17 protein-coding genes are annotated in these 18,142 nt (G+C 61.0%); 13 read left to right on the forward strand and 4 right to left on the reverse strand.

The features are described 5' to 3' along the window. Window positions 1-81: 81 nt before the first annotated feature. Window positions 82-1,497: a diguanylate cyclase domain-containing protein gene (locus SJY36_RS05765; protein WP_386173572.1), complete on the reverse strand. Its 1,416-nt coding sequence runs from the start codon at window positions 1,495-1,497 to the stop codon at window positions 82-84. Between the two features lie 89 nt (window positions 1,498-1,586). On the opposite strand from SJY36_RS05765, the gene SJY36_RS05770 reads away from it, so the two are divergent. The 5 genes from SJY36_RS05770 to SJY36_RS05790 all read left to right on the forward strand — a co-directional run bounded on the left by SJY36_RS05770 (window position 1,587) and on the right by SJY36_RS05790 (window position 6,330). Beyond that, the gene (locus SJY36_RS05770; protein WP_009826578.1) at window positions 1,587-1,880 is read left to right on the forward strand and encodes a DUF3572 domain-containing protein; all 294 of its coding nucleotides are present in this window, start codon (window positions 1,587-1,589) and stop codon (window positions 1,878-1,880) included. 2 nt (window positions 1,881-1,882) lie between these two features. Then, window positions 1,883-2,590 (forward strand): HAD family hydrolase, encoded by a 708-nt coding sequence (locus SJY36_RS05775; RefSeq protein ID WP_386173575.1) that lies wholly within the window; start codon window positions 1,883-1,885, stop codon window positions 2,588-2,590. A gap of 118 nt (window positions 2,591-2,708) precedes the next feature. Then, window positions 2,709-3,305 carry a heme NO-binding domain-containing protein gene (locus SJY36_RS05780; protein ID WP_386173577.1) on the forward strand — a complete coding sequence of 199 codons (597 nt, stop codon included), beginning with the start codon at window positions 2,709-2,711 and terminating at the stop codon, window positions 3,303-3,305. Window positions 3,306-3,349: 44 nt separating this feature from the next. Further along, complete coding sequence (locus SJY36_RS05785; RefSeq protein ID WP_386176454.1) at window positions 3,350-4,351, forward strand: diguanylate cyclase domain-containing protein; 1,002 nt, start codon at window positions 3,350-3,352, stop codon at window positions 4,349-4,351. Between the two features lie 230 nt (window positions 4,352-4,581). Continuing rightward, entirely contained in the window at window positions 4,582-6,330 is a 1,749-nt protein-coding gene (locus tag SJY36_RS05790) for a sugar phosphorylase (RefSeq protein ID WP_386173579.1), read from the forward strand. A 24-nt stretch (window positions 6,331-6,354) separates the two neighbouring features. Here the strand turns inward: SJY36_RS05790 and SJY36_RS05795 are convergent, their stop codons facing one another. Both SJY36_RS05795 and SJY36_RS05800 read right to left on the reverse strand, forming a co-directional pair. Beyond that, window positions 6,355-7,575 (reverse strand): glycosyl transferase, encoded by a 1,221-nt coding sequence (locus SJY36_RS05795; protein ID WP_037963008.1) that lies wholly within the window; start codon window positions 7,573-7,575, stop codon window positions 6,355-6,357. A 13-nt stretch (window positions 7,576-7,588) separates the two neighbouring features. Then, window positions 7,589-8,374 (reverse strand): HAD-IIB family hydrolase, encoded by a 786-nt coding sequence (locus tag SJY36_RS05800; protein ID WP_386173582.1) that lies wholly within the window; start codon window positions 8,372-8,374, stop codon window positions 7,589-7,591. A 361-nt stretch (window positions 8,375-8,735) separates the two neighbouring features. On the opposite strand from SJY36_RS05800, the gene SJY36_RS05805 reads away from it, so the two are divergent. The 7 genes from SJY36_RS05805 (at window position 8,736) to SJY36_RS05835 (ending at window position 16,045) form a co-directional block, all read left to right on the forward strand. Continuing rightward, entirely contained in the window at window positions 8,736-9,326 is a 591-nt protein-coding gene (locus tag SJY36_RS05805; RefSeq protein WP_005852495.1) for a helix-turn-helix domain-containing protein, read from the forward strand. 70 nt (window positions 9,327-9,396) lie between these two features. Next, window positions 9,397-10,986, forward strand: coding sequence for an ABC transporter substrate-binding protein (locus SJY36_RS05810; RefSeq protein ID WP_064216036.1), 1,590 nt, complete (start codon window positions 9,397-9,399; stop codon window positions 10,984-10,986). Window positions 10,987-11,078: 92 nt separating this feature from the next. Beyond that, window positions 11,079-12,188, forward strand: coding sequence for a M24 family metallopeptidase (locus SJY36_RS05815; RefSeq protein ID WP_386173585.1), 1,110 nt, complete (start codon window positions 11,079-11,081; stop codon window positions 12,186-12,188). Continuing rightward, window positions 12,182-13,189 carry an ABC transporter permease subunit gene (locus tag SJY36_RS05820; protein ID WP_005852501.1) on the forward strand — a complete coding sequence of 336 codons (1,008 nt, stop codon included), beginning with the start codon at window positions 12,182-12,184 and terminating at the stop codon, window positions 13,187-13,189. Before SJY36_RS05815 ends, SJY36_RS05820 begins: the two co-directional genes overlap by 7 nt. Window position 13,190: 1 nt before the next feature. Then, on the forward strand, window positions 13,191-14,096 hold the full coding sequence (locus SJY36_RS05825; protein ID WP_037962998.1) for an ABC transporter permease subunit: 906 nt from the start codon (window positions 13,191-13,193) through the stop codon (window positions 14,094-14,096). Window positions 14,097-14,099: 3 nt separating this feature from the next. After that, window positions 14,100-15,077: an ABC transporter ATP-binding protein gene (locus SJY36_RS05830; RefSeq protein WP_005852505.1), complete on the forward strand. Its 978-nt coding sequence runs from the start codon at window positions 14,100-14,102 to the stop codon at window positions 15,075-15,077. Next, window positions 15,074-16,045, forward strand: coding sequence for an ABC transporter ATP-binding protein (locus SJY36_RS05835; protein WP_386173588.1), 972 nt, complete (start codon window positions 15,074-15,076; stop codon window positions 16,043-16,045). Before SJY36_RS05830 ends, SJY36_RS05835 begins: the two co-directional genes overlap by 4 nt. 39 nt (window positions 16,046-16,084) lie before the next feature. On the opposite strand, the gene SJY36_RS05840 is transcribed toward SJY36_RS05835, so the two are convergent. Further along, a complete protein-coding gene (locus tag SJY36_RS05840) occupies window positions 16,085-16,972 on the reverse strand; it encodes a 2-dehydro-3-deoxygalactonokinase (RefSeq protein WP_386173590.1) in 888 nt (295 codons plus the stop codon). 172 nt (window positions 16,973-17,144) lie between these two features. Here SJY36_RS05840 and SJY36_RS05845 point away from each other — a divergent pair, with 172 nt between their 5' ends. Further along, window positions 17,145-18,068, forward strand: a complete 924-nt coding sequence (locus SJY36_RS05845; protein ID WP_386173592.1) for a choline ABC transporter substrate-binding protein — start codon at window positions 17,145-17,147, stop codon at window positions 18,066-18,068. Window positions 18,069-18,142: the final 74 nt, after the last annotated feature.

Below are 18,142 nucleotides of genomic sequence, written 5' to 3' on the forward strand. Positions count from 1 at the left end.
GATACGCCCCGGATGTGCAAGCGTATCGCGGCGAGAGTGGCGGCATTTTTCCGGCTTTGCAACCGTGGGGAGAGGGTGATTTCACGCCGCTGACCTGATCAGACCGACGCGATCGCGCCCGCGGTGTTTCGCACTGTATAAAGCCTGATCCGCGCGGTCGATCAGCTCTGCCGCGATGGCCGAGGCATCAAGTGGGGCAGGGAAGGCGTCGCTGGTTTCAGGCTGTGCGGTACATAGCCCGATGCTGATCGTGGCATGGATAGGCTGCGCGCTGGCGGGGATGGTAAATGGCGTCGTGCGGTAGGCTTCGCACATGCGTTTGGCCATCCGGGTGGCCTCTGCCTCTGTGATGCCCGGGAGGATGAGTAAAAATTCCTCCCCTCCGATGCGGGCGGCAACGTCGAGCGGGCGCAGACATGATTTCAACCGGCGTGCGGTTTCGACCAACACGGCGTCCCCCGAGGCGTGGCCGAAAGCGTCATTCACCCGTTTGAAGTGGTCTATGTCTGCCAGCATCACGGCCAGCGGTATCCCTTTGCGGCGGGTGCGCACGGCCAGCCGCGCGACCTCTGACAGGGCGTGCCGGCGGTTGTAGATTCCTGTCAGCGGATCAAAAACCGCTTCGCGCAGGCGTGTATTGACATCACGCCGGATCGTGTCGCCCTGCTGTTTGCGCGCCAGGAGCCCGGTCAGCCGCAGCGAAAGTTCATCGATATCAAAACCATGCTGCATCAGATCGTCGGCCCCCAGATCCAGCGCATGGGCGGCACCGGCGGGGTGGGGGCGGGATTGGAGCACAAGAATACCGCAGTGCCGTGTCGTCGTATTCGCCCGCAGGGTCGAGATCAGGCGCAGTTGCGCCTCGTCGCGCGTTTCGACACCGGTCAGGGTCAGGATGAAGACATCGGGCAGCGCGTCCTGCCGGATACCGGTCAACGCGTCGTGGATGGTCGTCTGGCTGACAGCCCCCCTCAGGCGTTTGCGTAGCTGGGTGACATGCACCTGTGTCTCTGCCTTGTCATGGCTGACGACCTGGAACGTGCCCGGGCGGGTGAAGGTGGCAGCGGTTTCTTCCAGCCCGAGCGGGAGGCACATCGCGTCGCGCATGGCCGTGGGGCTGGCCCCGTGGCCCGCGCGTATCATGCTGCGCACCCGTCCCAGAAACAGCTTGTCGCAGACAGGTTTGACCATCGCTTCCTGTGCGCCATTCGCCAGCAGGTGCAAACACAGCGCCGCGCCACCGCCATCGGCCAAGGCAAAGACAGGTATCCGTGATGTCCGCGGCGACCCCGCGAGCATGGTGCATAGGGCCGTCGCATCCTGCCCGTCCAGATGATGCGCCGTGATGACCAAATCAGGCCCCGACCGGCGCGAGATGTCGACCGCCTGGGCCACGGTGGACGCCTGCCATACCTCGTAGGAGGCGGACATGAGTTTGGTTTTCAAAGCGATGCGGTTGGTCGCAACCGTATCCACAATCAGGACTTTACCGGGCACTTGTCTTCATTCTCCACTCACGTGTAACTGGCTTAAGCGCCCTTTGTTGCCGTGATTGGTTAACAAAGGGTTTCGTTTGGGAAACCGTGATGGAAATTAATATGATGAAGCAAGATGCCGCCGAGACGGTCGCCCTGCAGGCCTTGGCCTGGCTGGCCGCGAACGAAGACCTGATGCCCACCTTTATGGGATCAACGGGCGCATCTGCCGAAGACCTGCGCACGCAGGCCGGTGATCCGGTGTTTCTCGGCGCGGTGCTGGATTTCATCATGATGGATGACGCCTGGGTCACGGCGTTTTGCGATACCGTGAACATCCCTTACGACCGTATCATGCAAGCCCGCCAGTCGCTTCCGGGTGGCGCGCAGATGAATTGGACCTGAAAATGATCAAAGCGCTACTGTTCGACAAAGACGGAACCCTGTTCGACTTCGCCGCCACATGGGAGGCATGGGCCAATGCTTTTCTGACCCGGATCAGCAAGGGAGACGGAGAGAGGGCGGCTTTGCTGGGGCAGCAGATCGGCTTTGATTACGGGACGCAGAGATTCTCGCCCGACAGTATTGTTATTGCGGGCACACCGGGGGAAGTCGTTGATGCGCTGGCCCCCCATGTGGCCGAGATGGCGAAGACGGATCTCTTGGACCTGCTGAACCACGAGGCCGAAAACGCCCCTCAGGCAGAGGCGGTGCCGCTGGTTGCCTTGCTAGAGGCGTTCAAGGCACGCGGGCTGGTGCTTGGCGTCGCCACCAATGACGCCGAAGCGCCCGCCCGCGCGCATTTGGGCGGCGCGGGGGTGACCGGATATTTTGACTTTATCGCAGGTTTCGATAGCGGCCACGGTGCTAAGCCCACGCCCGGGCAGCTCTTGGCGTTTGCCAAAGCCGTGGGGGTGGACCCGTCGGAAGTCGCGATGATCGGGGATAGCCTGCACGATATGGCGGCGGGCCGTGCGGCGGGTATGGCCTGCGTTGCGGTGCTGACGGGGCTGGCCACACGTCAGGACCTGGAAGGGGCCGCCGATGTGGTGCTGCCCGACATCGGCCATCTGCCCGCGTGGCTGGACGGGCAGAGACATGACCCGCAGGGATGACAGCTAGATTGCATTTGAGACAAAACCAAAGCGCATTCCGCCGCGGAGGAGGTTTAGCCTTCGGCCTTTGTTAACTCCCATCCGCGATCTTCCCCGTGAAACGGCGGAAAGGGGCGCGATGCACGGGCTGATCAACCATACGATCCAACGGTTCGTGCTGGATAGCTTTGGCCACCGTGTCTGGGCGCAGGTCGCCCTGCGCGCCGATCTATGCGCCGTTATGGGCACGGCGGATTTCGAACCGATGCTCACCTATGACGATGCCATCACGCCGCGGGTTATCAACCGCCTGTCTGCCGTGATGAAACGCGCGATCCCCGATCTTCTGGAAGATCTGGGTGCCTGGCTTGTGTCCAACCCCGACCGCGAAGGCGTGCGGCGCTTGCTACGCTTTGGCGGCGACGATTTTGAAGAGTTCTTGCATTCGCTCAACGACTTGCCCGAACGGGCCACCCTCGCCGTGGAAGACCTGCAACTGCCCCAGATGGAGGTCGCGCAGCTTGATGACTGGCGCTTTACGCTAACGTGTCGCGGGAAAGTGCAAGGCTTGGGCTATGTGATGATGGGCGTGATGCGGGTGATCGCGGATGACTATGGCACATTGGCCCTGCTCGATTGCAAAGCCGCCCCACCGGAGGGGGAGGTGATTACCGTCACGATTATTGACCGGCACTACGCGCAGGGGCGCAGCTTTGATCTGGGTGCATGCGGGTGACAGGTGGGGCAGCCTATGAGGCGGCATTGGATGTGCTATGCCCGATGCATGTGATCGTGCAGCCCTGCGGACGTATCCGGCATGTGGGCCCCACCATCCAAAAACTGCGCCATCGTGGCACTTGGATCGGGAGCAATTTTTTCGAGCAGTTTGTCATGCGCCGACCGAATATGGCCGATAGTATTGCGCAAATCCGCCCGATGGCGGGGCGCAAGCTGCATCTGGCGTTGCATGACCGGCCCGAGCAGATTTTTAAAGGGGTTCTGGTCCCGCTGCCTTGTGGCGAAGATCAGATGGAAGGCTCGGAAACCGACTGTCTGATAAACCTGTCATTCGGGATATCGATCCTGAACGGCGTCCGCACCCATCGCCTGAGCAATGCCGATTTCGCGCCGACCGACCTTGCGGTCGAGATGCTTTATCTGATGGAGGCGAAATCGGCGGCGATGGCGGCATCACGTGCGCTGAACCAGAAGCTTGAGGTCGCAAAGATCGCGGCGGAGGAGCAAGCGTTTACCGATACGTTGACCGGCTTGAAAAACCGGCGCGCGATGGATCACGTGCTGTCTCGGCTTATCGCGGGGAACAAGGGGTTTGCCGTGATGCAGATCGATCTGGATTACCTCAAGGCGGTGAATGATAGCCTGGGCCATGCGGCGGGGGATCACGTGTTGCAAACCGCGGCCCGGATCATGGTGGAGGCAACAAGGGACATCGACACCGTCGCCCGCGTCGGCGGTGACGAATTTACCCTGCTGCTGCCTGGCGTTGCCGGCAGCGCGCATCTGGCACAGGTCGCCGAACGGATTATCACGCGACTGGAACAGCCGATCAAATTTGATGGCGCGGCGTGCCAGATCTCTGCCAGCATCGGCAGCATAGGGGTCAAAGCGGGGCAGGACGTCGTGGCCGAAGATGTCCTGTCGGACGCCGATGCGGCGCTTTACCGCTCTAAGCAAGCTGGGCGTGCGCGGCACACGGTGCACGGTGAAACTGTGACCGACGTCATGCAGAAGGGGAGGGAGAAACCACACGCGCTGCAGTAGATGACGGCGCGCGCTGGGCGTGCTGGCTTAGGTACGCGTCATAATTGCGGGGCCTTTAGATCTGCGGGCGTTCAATCTGCGCAATGCTTCAAGATTGTGCAGACTGCCTCAAAACGCGCCGCAGGGGGCTGCGGCGACAGGATTATGGGGGCACCGCTTTTGGCTGCTCGTCACACGGGCGCGGCTGCGTTAGGGTTTTGGGAAAGGATATTCAGGGAAGGCAGGACATCATGACGGACAGTGCCCGTTCTCTCGGCTCTCGGCTCAGCGCCGTGTTGGCAGAGGTCTATCCCGATCTGGATGCGGACATCCTGGCTAGCATGGTCCTTGATGCCTTCTGGCCCGAGGGCACAACCCGCCGCAAACGAGGCCGGATTGCCGGCAATACGCTTTGGTCGGAACGGGACGCGCTGCTGATCACCTATGGTAACTCTATCGTGGACGGGGCGCATAAGCCGCTGGATTTGTTGAACGACTTCTTGCATCGCTACCTGCGCGGTACATTGAACAGCGTGCATATTCTGCCGTTCTTCCCCTATACCTCTGACGACGGATTTGCCGTATCCGATTTTCGCGCGGTGAACCCGCAGCTTGGGGATTGGCCTGATATCAACCGCATCGCCGCCGATTTCACGCTGATGTCCGATCTGGTGCTGAACCATGTGTCGAGCCAGGGGAACTGGTTCAACGCCTACCGTCAGGGGCAGCCCCCCTATGACAAGTTCTTTTTCGAAGCCTCGCCACAGGATGATCTGCGCGAGGTGGTGCGCCCGCGCACGACGCCGCTGTTGCAAGAGGTAGAGACTTCAAGCGGCCCGCGCCATGTCTGGTGCACTTTCAGCCATGACCAGATCGACCTTGATTTCCGCAACCCCGAGGTGCTGCTTGAGTTTTTGCGCATCATTCGCCTGCATGTGGATAATGGCGTGCAGATCATCCGGCTGGATGCGGTCGCGTTCTTGTGGAAGCAGATCGGCACCCCGTCGATCCACCTGCCGCAAACCCATGCGATTATCCGGCTGATGCGGTTGCTGTGCGACTATGCGCCGGAAAAGATCATCCTGCTGACCGAAACCAATGTGCCCAAGGCCGAAAACCTCAGCTATTTCGGGGCAGGGGACGAGGCCCATGCGATCTATAATTTCCCGCTGCCGCCACTGATCTTGCATGCGATGATGTCGGGCAATGGGGCGCATCTGAGGCGCTGGCAGCGCACGATGCCGCCGGCCCCCATGGGTTGCGCCTATCTGAACTTTACCGCCAGTCACGACGGCATCGGCATGCGCCCCGCCGAAGGGTTGCTGCCCGAGGACGAAAAACAACAGGTCATTGATACGGTGCTACAGGTCGGCGGTTTGGTGTCGATGCGCAGCCTGCCCGACGGCGGGCAAAGCCCGTACGAGCTGAACACGACCTTTTACGACGCGCTGTCGCGGACCTTTAAGGGCGAGGATGACCATCATCATGCACGGTTCATCTGTTCGCAGACCATCGTCATGTCGCTGGAGGGGATACCCGCCTTCTACATCCACGCCATGCTGGCGACGCCCAATGATCACGCGCAGGTCGAACATCGCGGGATGAGCCGCGCGATCAACCGACACCGATGGGATTATCCGAGCTTGCGCGACCGGCTGGCCGATGCGTCCAGCGCGCAGGCGCGCGTTTTGGGCGATCTGTCGGCGCGGCTAAAGGTGCGGCAGAAACAAAAGGCGTTTCACCCCAATGCGACGCAATTCACCGTGAACCTGCAAGATGACCGCGTGTTCGGCGTGTGGCGGCAAAGTCTGGACCGCAAACAGTCGATCTTTGCGCTGCACAACGTCAGCGACGCCTCTGTCGCGATTTCGGCGGCGGCGCTGAACCTGATCGAGGATCAACCGTGGCTGGACCTGATCAGCGGTGATTTGATTGACGCCAGCGCGGATCACATCACGTTGGCCCCCTATCAATGCATGTGGATCACCAACCGGTTCTGACCCCGCCGCCCGCGCGGCCCTCAGCTAGGTGTATTCGGCGTCATCCGCTGCTGCGGCCTCGCGCAGATTGGCAAGGAACTCGGGCGCGGCGGCGTGGACGCGGTTCCATGTGGGGATAAAGGGGGTCTCGTGCGGGTTATCGAGAAAGAAGTGTCCCGCCCGCATGATATTCTCGGTAAAGAGCTCGATCGCGCGTTCTTCCTTATGGCGGTCGATGCTGAGCCCGTTCATTTTGGCGTCGTTGTAATAGGCATCCAGCAGGTCGAGCGCGCAGCGATAATAGGTCGCCTTGAGCGTGCGAAAGACATTGGGTGTGAACACCGTGCCGTCTGCCGCCAGCTTGCGGAAAATTGCCTTACAGATGTCGGTGGACATGCGGTTCAACCCCGCATCGGCGTCGGCCTCGCTCAGATCTTGGTGCTTGTGGTCATAGTCGTCGGCGATTTCGACCTGACAGACGGATTTCGGCGCGAGGTTGCGCCATGCCTCTGACAGCACGCCGATCTCCAGCCCCCAGTCGGAGGGGATGCGCAGATCGGGCAAGATATTGGTCCGCATGGCAAATTCGCCCGAGAGCGGATAGCGGAAGGCGCGCAGGTAATCGATATAGTCACGGTCGCCCACGACCTTTTTCAGCGCGATCAGCAGCGGGCTGACCAGCAGCCGCGTGACCCGCCCGTTCAGCTTGTCGCTGCCCACCCGCGCGTAATAGCCTTTGGCGACCTGATAGGGGAAATTCGCATTGGCGACGGGGTAGATCAGCCGCGCCAGCAGGTCGTTGGTATAGGTCACGATATCGCAGTCATGGATCGCCATCACCGCGCTGTCCTGACAGGCGATCAGATAGCCGAGGGAGGACCAGACGTTCTTACCCTTGCCTTGTTCGGCGGGGGCGAGGCCCATGTCTTTCAGCTGCGCGCCAAGCGCCAGCATCCGCGGGCTGTCGTTCCAGATCACGATGTGGTTCTGGTTAAGGCCCTTGAAGAACTCTTTCGCATGGCGGAACTGTGCCTCGTCCGCGCGGTCCAGACCGATGATGATGCGGTGCAGATAGGTGACCTTGGACAGCTCTGCCAGAATGCGGGGCATCGCCTCGGTCTCTAGCTCGGAGTAGAGACAAGGCAGGATCAGCGCCATTTTGCGGGTCTGGGCAAACGTCTCGAGCTCGTAGGTCATTTCGTCCAGCGAGCGGGTGCGCAGATTGTGCAGGGTCGCGATATTTCCGTTTTGATGAAAATCAGCCATGCGTTGTCATTCCTTAGTTCAGGTTAAGCCGCGCGATCAGGTCCAGCACGGCACCGTTCCATCCGGCAGGGCCGGGGAGCGTGGTGCGGGTGATCCTGCCGATGTCCTCACCGGGCAGCGGGGGCAGGGGGTCGCGGTGCGGGTTGGCGACAATGACGCCAAACTCGGCTGCTTGCAGCATCTCTATGTCATTGGGGGCATCGCCAAGCGCCAGCGTATGGCGCGGCGCAAAGGCGTCGGTCAGCGCGGCCATCTGGTCGGCTTTGGTGCGCCCGTAGGAGAGGGTCAGAAACCGCCCCCCTTCGCGCGCATGGATACCGTGATCATGCAGGGCGTCGATAAATGCGCCGCGCAACTCGGCGCTGCCCGACCAGATGCCGGGTTCGGAAAAGGCCCGCTCTGCCGCGTTGGCGGCGTCATTATGCGACAGGCCGGTGATCTGTGCGATCTGCGCTACGGTCATATCGCCGAACCCGCAAAACGGGTCGCGCAGCTCCGTAGGCAGGCTGTCGAGCGCGTGGCGCAGGCGCACGTAACTGTCCGTTTTGGGCATGTCAGTGCTGTCGGGCGGTAAAATACCGGCACCGTTTTCGATGATCGCGGGGCAGTGATCCCATGCCAGTTCGGCGCGAATCTCTGCGATCTCGGGCGCGGTTTTCGAGCTCGCCAACACCACTGCGGCCCCGATTCTGCGCAATGTATCCAAGGCCGGGGTGGCCGCATCCCAGCGATAGGAACTATGTGACAGCAACGTGCCATCAAGGTCCGTAAACACCAGCAGGGGTAAAGACATAGCCATAGATCAAGCGTGTGGTGCGGGACCGATTGTTGCAACTGGGTACAAGTGTTCATCGCGCGGTTTGCATTGTTTTTCTAGCTTTTGCCTAAAAAATGTGCAGAAACTGGACTGCGTGGATGCGCACGTATAAATAAAATCACATGGGCGCGTTCGGGGGGAGGGTCCGGTGTAAAAGAGGTCAGGTGACGTCGCGACCAAGGGCTCTGTTTTCACTCTGACAATAATTTTTATTGTTGACGTAAACAAAGTTGCGCGACAGTCTGAGCGCCAAGATACGCCAAAGCGTGCTTCGGGGGATTATTTGTCAACAACTGCGATACAGGCGGCGGCGCTTTCGCCACCAGAGGGATTGGGCGACCGCATGCGGATGCAGCGTCATCGGATGGCGATGACATTGCAGCAGCTGTCGTCGGCCTCCGGTGTGTCGGTGGGCTATCTGAGCCAGGTGGAACGCGGCAACGCGACACCGACGCTTGGCACGCTGAGCCAGATCGCTGCCGCGCTTGACGTTGATGCGGATTTTTTCGTGCGGACCCCGCGCACGGTCGATAGCCTGACCCGCGGTGCCGCAAGGCCCCGTTTCGCGGTGGCGGGATCGTCGATTGAATATGAACAGATCGGTGCCGAACGCGCGGGCCACGAGATGACATCCTATGTGATGAACGTGCCGCCCGGCTATGAATCCGAAACGGTGACCCATGTTGGCGAAGAGATCATCTATATCCTTGAGGGTGAGATCTCGCAGATGGTTGGCGAACGGGAGTATCTGATGACGGCGGGCGACAGCCTGCATTATCTGGGTACCACGCCCCATTGCTGGGCCAACAGAACAGACCGGCAGGCCCGCATCTTATGGGTCGGTCGCATGAAATACGATAAGTCCGGGGAAATCGGACAGAGTGAGGCCGCGCCGGCAGAGAGCTCGCGCGAAATGTTACCCCTCAGGCGTTAACCCTATCGCCCTCATCGGCCCACAGAGGCCGTGGGGAGATAACACTTTACCAACTAGGAGAATAAATCGAATGTCTTTCAAGAAAATCATGGCCACGGGCCTGCTGCTGAGCACGCTTGGCGTTGCGGCGCAGGCGCAGTCGCTGGTCTATTGCTCGGAAGGGTCGCCAGAAGGCTTTGACCCGGCCCTGTACACCGCAGGCACGACCTTTGATGCGTCCAGCCACCCGATCTACAACCGCTTGGCGGAATTCAAGGTCGGTACCACCGAAACCATTCCCGCGCTGGCCGAAAGCTGGGACGTGTCCGAAGACGGCAAGACCGTAACGTTCAAGCTGCGCAAAGGCGTCAAGTTTCACAGCAACGCCCAGTTCACGCCCACACGCGATTTTAACGCCGATGACGTGATCTTTAGCTTTGACCGTCAGGGCAACGCCGACAACCCCTACAACCAAGTATCGGGTGGCACCTGGGAATACTACGGTGCGATGTCGATGCCTGATCTGATCGAAAGCATCGAAAAGGTTGACGATTACACCGTTCAGTTCAACCTGACCCGCGCCGAAGCGCCGATCATTGCCAACATGGCGATGGACTTTGCTTCGATCGTGTCCAAGGAATATGCCGACGCGATGCTGGAAGCCGGCACGCCGGAAATGCTGAACCAGGCGCCTATCGGCACCGGCCCGTTCACCTTCCAAGCCTACCAGAAAGACGCCGTGATCCGTTACGTGCGCAACGACGAATACTGGGGTGACCCGGCGAAAGTCGAAGCGTTGATCTTTGCGATCACACCGGATGCCTCCGTGCGCTACCAGAAGGTACAAGCGGGCGAATGCCACGTCATGGCCTATCCGAACCCTGCGGACGTGCAGGCGATGAAAGACGCCGAAGATGTCGTCGTGATGGAGCAAGAGGGCCTGAACGTGGGCTATCTGGCGTACAACACGCAGATGCCTCCGTTCGACAACGCCAATGTGCGTAAAGCCTTGAACATGGCGATCGACAAGCAAGCGATCATCGACGTGGTGTTCCAGGGCTCCGGCGAAATCGCCAAGAACCCGCTGCCGCCGACAATGTGGTCCTATAACGATGCGATCGAGGATGACAAATACGATCCGGAAGCCGCGAAAGCCGCGCTGGAAGCCGAAGGCGTATCCGACCTGACGCTGAAAATCTGGGCGATGCCGGTCCAGCGTCCCTATAACCCCAATGCCCGCCGTATGGCCGAGCTGATGCAGGAAGACTTCTCGAAGGTCGGTGTCGACGTAGAGATCGTGTCCTACGAATGGGGTGAATACCTTGAGCGTTCCAAAGCGAAAGACCGCGATGGTGCCGTTCTGCTGGGTTGGACAGGTGACAACGGTGACCCCGACAACTTCCTCGCGGTTTTGCTGGGCTGTGACGGCGTAGAGAAATCCAACCGCGCACAATGGTGCAACGAGGAATTCGACGCGCTGGTTCAGGAAGCCAAGGTTCTGCCAACACAAGAAGAGCGTGCGCCGCTGTATGAAAAAGCGCAGGAAATCTTCAAGGACCAAGCCCCTTGGGCCACCATCGCGCATTCGGTTGTTTACATGCCAATGCGCCCCGAAGTTGAAAACTATGTTGTGCACCCGCTGGGTGGCCACATCTTCAACCAGGTTGGCCTGTCGCAATAACAGCGATGACAAAGCAATGGGGACGGTGCATGTCGCGCCGTCCCTTCCTCTATTCTAGGCCCCGGCCACGTTAACGAAAGGCGCAAGCCCCCGTGTCAAAGAACCTCTCTCAACGTCTTGCCGACTATGCCGCTGTGGCCGCCGATTTGGGCGTAGACGCCGTGGCGCTGGTGCCCGGACCCAATTTCTCGCGCGCCGTTGGCCATAGGTTTATGAGCAATGAGCGCCCCTTTGTTCTGGTGATCCCTGCGGATAAACCTGCGGCGGTGCTGTTGCCGAACCTCGAACTGGGCAGCTGGGACATGGTCGGATTTGACGGCGCGGTGTTTGATTGGCGCGACCAGACCGGCTATGCCGATGCATTTGCCGCGCTAACGCAGCATTTGGGGATCTCGTCGCTGGCGGTCGAAGGGCAGGTGATGCGCGTCTTCGTGCACCATGCGTTCAAACAGGCACAGCCCGATCTTACCATCACCGATGCAGAGCGTGAAATCTCTGCCCTGCGGATGATCAAAACCCCCGAGGATATCGCCGCCCTGCGCGAGGCGATTGCGATTTCCGAACGCGCCCTCCAGCGCACGCTGGACAGCGTCAAGCTGGGCCAGAGCGAGAAGCAGATCGAACAGACGCTGGTGCAGGCGCTTTTCGCGGAAGGGGCGGATGACCTGTCCTTTGGTCCCATCGTGGCCGCCGCGGATGGCTCGGCCCGGCCCCATGCCCATGCGCGCGAGGATTACGCGGTCAAGGCGGGCGATGCGCTGCTGCTGGACTTTGGCGCGCGCAAGAACGGCTTTGCCGCCGACATCACCCGCACCGTTTTTCTGGATCACGTCACCGACGAGGGGCGCGATGTCTATGACACCGTGCTGCGCGCCAATATGGCAGGGCTTGCCGTGACCCGCGCGGGGGTGACCGCTCATGACATCGACGATGCCGTGATCTCTGTGCTGGAAGCCTCGCCCTATGGGGACCGCATCCGCACCAAGACCGGCCACGGTCTGGGCCGCGAGGTCCACGAGGCCCCTTATATCATGCGGGGCAACCACATGACTTTACCCGCCGGAACGGTTTACACCAATGAACCCGGCCTCTACGAGATCGGAAATTTCGGCGTGCGCATCGAGGATGACGTGCTGATTACCGACGACGGCTATGAAACGCTGACCAACTTCCCCAAAGAGCTGATGGTGATAAAATGCTGAACTATGTTCTGGGACGACTGCTGACGTTCATCCCGACCTTTATCGGGGTGACGCTGATCTCCTTCGGGTTCATCCGCGCGCTGCCGGGCGACCCCATCCAAGTGATGGCGGGCGAACGCGGCATCTCTGATGAACGCTATGCCCAACTGGCCAAACAATTCGGCTATGACCAGCCGATCTATGTCCAATTCTGGGATTATCTGACCGGCGTGCTTCAGGGCGATCTGGGCAATAGCTTTGTCACCAAACGCCCGGTGTTTGACGAATTCTTTACGCTCTTCCCAGCCACGCTTGAGCTGGCGGTCTGCGCGATGATCTTTGCCATCGCCCTTGGCCTTCCGGCGGGGGTGATTGCGGCGGTGAACCGGGGCAAGTTCTTTGACCGGGCGCTGATGTCCACGGCGCTCGTGGGCTATTCGATGCCGATCTTCTGGTGGGCGCTGCTGCTGATCATCGTCTTTTCGGGCAACCTGCAATGGACGCCTGTGTCGGGGCGGATTGATCTGCTGTATTATTTCCCCAACCCCACCGGCTTTATGCTGATTGACAGTTTGGCGTCGGGGCAGAAGGGGGCGTTCCTGTCAGCGGTGCGCCATCTCGTTCTGCCAACGATCGTGCTGGGGACAATCCCGCTGGCCGTGATCGCACGCCAGACGCGGTCGGCCATGTTGGAGGTTCTGGGCGAGGATTACATCCGCACCGCCCGCGCCAAGGGCATGTCTCCGGGGCGGATCAACGGCATCCACGCCCTGCGCAACGCCCTGATCCCCGTGATCACCGTGATTGGTCTGTCGGTCGGCACATTGCTGGCCGGTGCGATCCTGACCGAAACCATCTTTAGCTGGCCGGGCATCGGCAAGTGGATGGTCGATAGTATTTTCCGCCGCGATTACCCAGTGGTTCAGGGCGGGCTGCTGCTGATTGCTGTGATGGTGATGGTCGTGAACCTGACCGTCGACATGCTTTACGGCGTCATCAACCCCAAAATCAGAAAGCGATAACATGGACGACGCACTCTCTGCCGAAGCCGCAATGGTCCAGGAACGTCCGGGCCGCTTGCGCGAATTCTGGTTCTACTTCCGCGAAAACCGCGGCGCTGTCATCGGGCTGTGGATCTTTGCGGTCTTTGCCTTTCTGGCCCTGTTCGGTCCGTGGGTCGCCCCCCATGACGCGACAGAGCAATTCCGCGCCGCCACCCTACAGCCCCCCGCGTGGCAAGAGGGCGGCACCTGGACCCATATCCTGGGCACCGATCCGCTCGGGCGCGATATGCTGTCGCGTCTGATTGTGGGCGCGCGTTATTCCTTCTTTGTGGGGGTCGTCGTTGTCTCTATCGCGGCGACCGGCGGGATCATCATCGGTCTGATCGCGGGCTTTGCGCCTAAATGGGTCGATAGCATCATCATGCGTGTCATGGACATCGTGCTGGCGTTCCCGTCCCTGCTGCTGGCGCTGGTGTTGGTGGCGATCCTCGGGCCGTCGCTGACCAACGCGATGATCGCCATCGCGATTGTGTTGCAGCCCCACTATGTGCGCCTGACCCGCGCCAGCGTGCTGTCGGAACGTCAAAAGGATTACGTGACCTCGGCCCGCGTGGCGGGGGCAGGGATCTTCCGGCTGATGTTTGTCACCGTGCTGCCCAACTGCCTTGCGCCGATCATCGTGCAGGCCGCGCTGTCATTCTCGACCGCGATCCTTGATGCCGCGGCCTTGGGCTTTCTGGGGATGGGGGCGCAGCCGCCCACGCCTGAATGGGGCACCATGCTGGCCGAAGCACGCGAGTTCATCCTGCGCGCCTGGTGGGTCGTGACCTTCCCCGGCGTGGCGATCCTTGTGACCGTGCTGGCGATCAACCTCATGGGTGACGGCCTGCGCGACGCGCTTGATCCGAAACTGAAACGGAGCTGAGCCATGACACTTTTGCGTATCAGAAACCTAAGCGTTGATTTCGCCACGGCCTCGGGCAAGTTCCGGGCGGTGGACGGCGTCGACCAGGACGTGAACGAAAGCGAGATCCTCGCGATTGTGGGGGAAAGCGGGTCGGGTAAATCCGTGTCGATGCTGGCGCTGATGGGGCTGCTGCCCTGGACCGCCACCGTCACCGCGGACGAGCTGACCTTTGACGGGCACAACCTGCTGACGATGGACGCCAAGGCGCGCCGCAAGATCGTTGGCAATGATCTGGCGATGATCTTTCAGGAACCGATGTCATCGCTCAATCCCTGTTTCACCGTGGGCTGGCAAATCCGCGAGGCCCTGCGGGTGCATCTTGGCATGGGCCGCCGCGAACGTCAGAAACGCGCGATCGAGCTGTTTGAACAGGTCGGCATCCCCGATCCCGAAAAGCGCCTGTCGGCCTTCCCGCACCAGATGTCGGGCGGGATGAACCAGCGGGTGATGATCGCCATGGCGATCGCCTGCAAGCCCAAGCTGCTGATCGCCGATGAACCTACCACGGCGCTCGACGTGACCATTCAGGCGCAGATCCTCGATCTGCTCGCGTCCCTACGCGAGGAAACGGGCATGGGGTTGGTGTTGATCACGCACGACATGGGTGTGGTTGCGGAAACCGCTGAACGGGTCAGCGTGCAATATGCCGGCCAGAAGATCGAAGAGCAGCCGGTGATCCCGCTGTTTGACGCGCCGCACCACCCCTATACCTCGGCGCTGCTGGATGCGCTGCCAGAACGGGCGACTGAAAAGCGGCTGCCGACCATTCCGGGCGTGGTGCCGGGGCAATTCGACCGCCCCGCAGGATGCCTGTTTTCGCCACGCTGTAAATTCGCCAACGCCAAATGCAAGTCCGAAGCGCCGCCCGCCTTGGGCGCTGATCTGGGCTATGCGCGTTGTTTCTACCCCTTGAACACAGACGAAAGGGTCGCATCATGACCGCACCTGTGATGACTGCAACGGCGCTGGAGCGTCACTATGAAGTCGGCGGCGGGCTGTTTCGCAAGCCGCGTACGCTCAAGGCCGTGGGCGGGCTTGATTTCGCGCTCTATCCCGGCAAGACGCTGGCCGTCGTCGGCGAAAGCGGCTGCGGGAAATCGACCTTGGCGCGGATGGTCACGATGATCGAAGACCCGACCGCCGGATCGCTGACGCTGGATGGAAAACCCGTGGTCCGCGAAGACTGGGCATCGCTGCGCAAATCGGTGCAGATCGTGTTTCAAGACCCCTATGGCTCGCTCAACCCGCGCCAGCGGATCGGCGCGATCCTCGAGGAACCTCTCAAGATCAACCGCCCCGACATGAGCAGCAAGGAGCGTACCGCCAAAGCGCGCGAGATGCTCGGGCTGGTGGGCTTGCGGCCTGAACATTTTGACCGCTATCCGCATATGTTTTCCGGCGGTCAACGCCAGCGGATCGCGATTGCGCGGGCGTTGATGCTGGATCCCAAAGTGCTGGTGCTGGACGAGCCTGTGTCCGCGCTGGACCTGTCGATCCAGAGCTCGGTGTTGAACCTGTTGGTTGATTTGCAGGAACGTCTGCAACTGGCCTATCTGTTCATCTCCCATGACCTGAGCGTCGTGCGTCACGTGGCGGATGAGGTGATTGTGATGTATCTGGGGCGCGCGGTCGAACGCGGCAGCCGCGATGATGTGTTCGATGCGCCGTTCCACCCCTATGCCAAGGCGCTGCTGTCGGCCACGCCCCAAGCGGACCCACGCGGCGCGAAAGAGCGGATCAAGCTGCAAGGCGAACTGCCATCGCCACTGGCGATCCCCGATGGCTGCCCCTTTGCGCCACGATGCTGGAAAGTGCGCGACAAATGCCGCGCCATGCGGCCCGAACTGCCGCAGGGGCATCATGCCGCGGCGTGTTTCTTCCCTGAAAACGGTGGCACCCCGGCCTAGGGCCGGGGGCTTCCTCGTTTGTCTCGCGCGCGGGTCAGATCAACTCGCGCTCGGGTCGGCGCAAAGCCTTAGCCCGGCGCGCACATGGTCGCGGCGCGAGACGTGGCTGGCGGTCAGACCTTGGGCGGCAAGCCCGCGTGCATAGAGCGGGGCGAGGGGGCTGTCGGACAGGATGACCACCTCGCGGCCCAGCCAATAGGCGCGGGCACCGGCCAGCTCTAGCCCGATCAACAAACCCATCAGCCGTGACCAGCCTGCGTCCGTCGTGGGGCCGTCGATGGTGGCTTGCGCCGAAATCTCGGCCAACGCGGTGGCAAAGATTTGCGGGCGAGCCATGACATCATTCACGGCGGCGTCGAAAGTATCCTCATCCAACGCATCACCGACAACCGCCTTGGATAGCGGGGCTGTCGCGGACAGCTGCGTGGCCATCATAGGGGTGAGAAAACTTTGAAAACTGACGACCTCGCGGGCGCTGATGTGTGCCCATGTGGACTGCGCATCAAGGCAACAGATTACCCCGTCAAACTCGGACGCTGCCTGAAGGTAGCCCGCAATCGCCGTCTCGGCCCCTTGCGTGATCTGGGGTGGGCTGGCCTGTTTCAGGCCGGGCACCGCGCGCAGCTCCAGCCGCGGGTCATCAACCTCTAGGGAAAGCACCCCGCCCAAGGGCTCTGCCGGAACGGGGCGCAGGCTGCTGGCGGGCAGGGCGGGCAGCCCCGCGACGATCACCGGCAAACGCTGCTGGTCGGACAGATAGGGCGACAGCAAATCCGTAAGTGCCGCGACAAAGCCGTCTTCCGCAGGCAAAGCAGCGACCGGCCCGTCGGCCTGCGCCAGCACATCGCCGCGTGGATCATGCACCCACAGATGCATATGCCCATCCGCGACATCGACCCCGATCCACGCGGGGCTTGCAGCGCTCACGCGTGGGGGCCTGTGAAGAGGGGAATGGTGAAATAGGGGGTGCCGATCATGGGGTGTCTCCTTGCCTGAGCCGCGTCTTGCCGCGCGGTCGTGTAGAAATCGGGTTGCATCAAAGGGCGCAATCGCGCTCTATTACGCGATCAACAATAAACATAACGGGAGTTCCTCTGCCATGAAAGTTCTTGCAGCAACCACCGCGCTTACCCTCTCCCTTGCCAGCAGCCTTGCTGCCGCAAGCTGTGACGAGATCACCTTTTCCGACGTAGGTTGGACCGACATCACAGCGACCACTGCCGCGACAACCGTCGTGCTGGACGCTTTGGGCTATGAGACAGACGTGAAAATCCTTTCCGTTCCAGTGACCTACACGTCGATGGCCGCAGGCGATGTGGATGTGTTTCTTGGCAACTGGATGCCCACGATGGAGGCGGACATCGCCCCCTACCGCGAGGATGGCAGCGTTGACACAGTGCGCGCGAACCTGACCGGCGCGAAATACACGCTGGCCGTGAACAAAGCCGCCGCTGATATGGGGATCAAGAATTTCGCCGATATCGCCGCCAATGCAGATGCGCTGGACGGTCAGATCTACGGCATCGAGCCGGGCAATGACGGCAACCGCCTGATCCAGTCGATGATCGACGATAACGCCTTTGATCTGGCCAAGTTCGAGGTCAAGGAATCCTCGGAGCAGGGGATGCTGGCACAGGTCAAACGCCTGTCCGCCAAGGGCGAGCCTATCGTCTTCCTTGGTTGGGAACCGCACCCGATGAACGCGAACTTTGATCTGACCTATCTGGAAGGCGGGGACGATTTCTTTGGCCCCGATCTGGGCGGTGCGACCGTTCATACCAACACCCGCGCCGGTTTTGTCGAGGAATGCCCCAACGTGGGCAAGCTGCTGACCAATCTGGAATTCACCCTCGCTATGGAGAACGAGATCATGGGTGCCATTCTGGATGACGGCGAAGAGCCCCGCGATGCGGCGACGGCCTGGATCAAGGCGAACCCTGATGTGCTCGACACATGGCTGGACGGCGTGACCACCGTGGACGGTGGCGACGCGATGGCGGCCGCCAAGACCATCGTCGAGTAATCCACCCTTAGGATGTGAAAAGGGCCTGCCATCGGGCGGGCCCTTTTTGCCATCATCGCATGATACCAGCCTCC

The sequence above is a fragment of the Sulfitobacter sp. R86518 genome, from assembly GCF_042466275.1.
GTDB classification, from domain to species: Bacteria; Pseudomonadota; Alphaproteobacteria; order Rhodobacterales; family Rhodobacteraceae; genus Sulfitobacter; species Sulfitobacter pontiacus.

What these genes read in the sequence shown, in the direction of transcription:
- SJY36_RS05785 (WP_386176454.1), top strand. Translation starts at nt 3,350, where the DNA reads ATGCATGTGATCGTGCAGCCCTGCGGACGTATCCGGCATGTGGGCCCC.
- SJY36_RS05835 (WP_386173588.1), top strand. Translation starts at nt 15,074, where the DNA reads ATGACCGCACCTGTGATGACTGCAACGGCGCTGGAGCGTCACTATGAA.
- SJY36_RS05825 (WP_037962998.1), top strand. Translation starts at nt 13,191, where the DNA reads ATGGACGACGCACTCTCTGCCGAAGCCGCAATGGTCCAGGAACGTCCG.
- SJY36_RS05805 (WP_005852495.1), top strand. Translation starts at nt 8,736, where the DNA reads ATGCGGATGCAGCGTCATCGGATGGCGATGACATTGCAGCAGCTGTCG.
- SJY36_RS05790 (WP_386173579.1), top strand. Translation starts at nt 4,582, where the DNA reads ATGACGGACAGTGCCCGTTCTCTCGGCTCTCGGCTCAGCGCCGTGTTG.
- SJY36_RS05830 (WP_005852505.1), top strand. Translation starts at nt 14,100, where the DNA reads ATGACACTTTTGCGTATCAGAAACCTAAGCGTTGATTTCGCCACGGCC.
- SJY36_RS05810 (WP_064216036.1), top strand. Translation starts at nt 9,397, where the DNA reads ATGTCTTTCAAGAAAATCATGGCCACGGGCCTGCTGCTGAGCACGCTT.
- SJY36_RS05780 (WP_386173577.1), top strand. Translation starts at nt 2,709, where the DNA reads ATGCACGGGCTGATCAACCATACGATCCAACGGTTCGTGCTGGATAGC.
- SJY36_RS05775 (WP_386173575.1), top strand. Translation starts at nt 1,883, where the DNA reads ATGATCAAAGCGCTACTGTTCGACAAAGACGGAACCCTGTTCGACTTC.
- SJY36_RS05845 (WP_386173592.1), top strand. Translation starts at nt 17,145, where the DNA reads ATGAAAGTTCTTGCAGCAACCACCGCGCTTACCCTCTCCCTTGCCAGC.
- SJY36_RS05820 (WP_005852501.1), top strand. Translation starts at nt 12,182, where the DNA reads ATGCTGAACTATGTTCTGGGACGACTGCTGACGTTCATCCCGACCTTT.
- SJY36_RS05800 (WP_386173582.1), bottom strand. Translation starts at nt 8,374, where the DNA reads ATGGCTATGTCTTTACCCCTGCTGGTGTTTACGGACCTTGATGGCACG.
- SJY36_RS05770 (WP_009826578.1), top strand. Translation starts at nt 1,587, where the DNA reads ATGGAAATTAATATGATGAAGCAAGATGCCGCCGAGACGGTCGCCCTG.
- SJY36_RS05795 (WP_037963008.1), bottom strand. Translation starts at nt 7,575, where the DNA reads ATGGCTGATTTTCATCAAAACGGAAATATCGCGACCCTGCACAATCTG.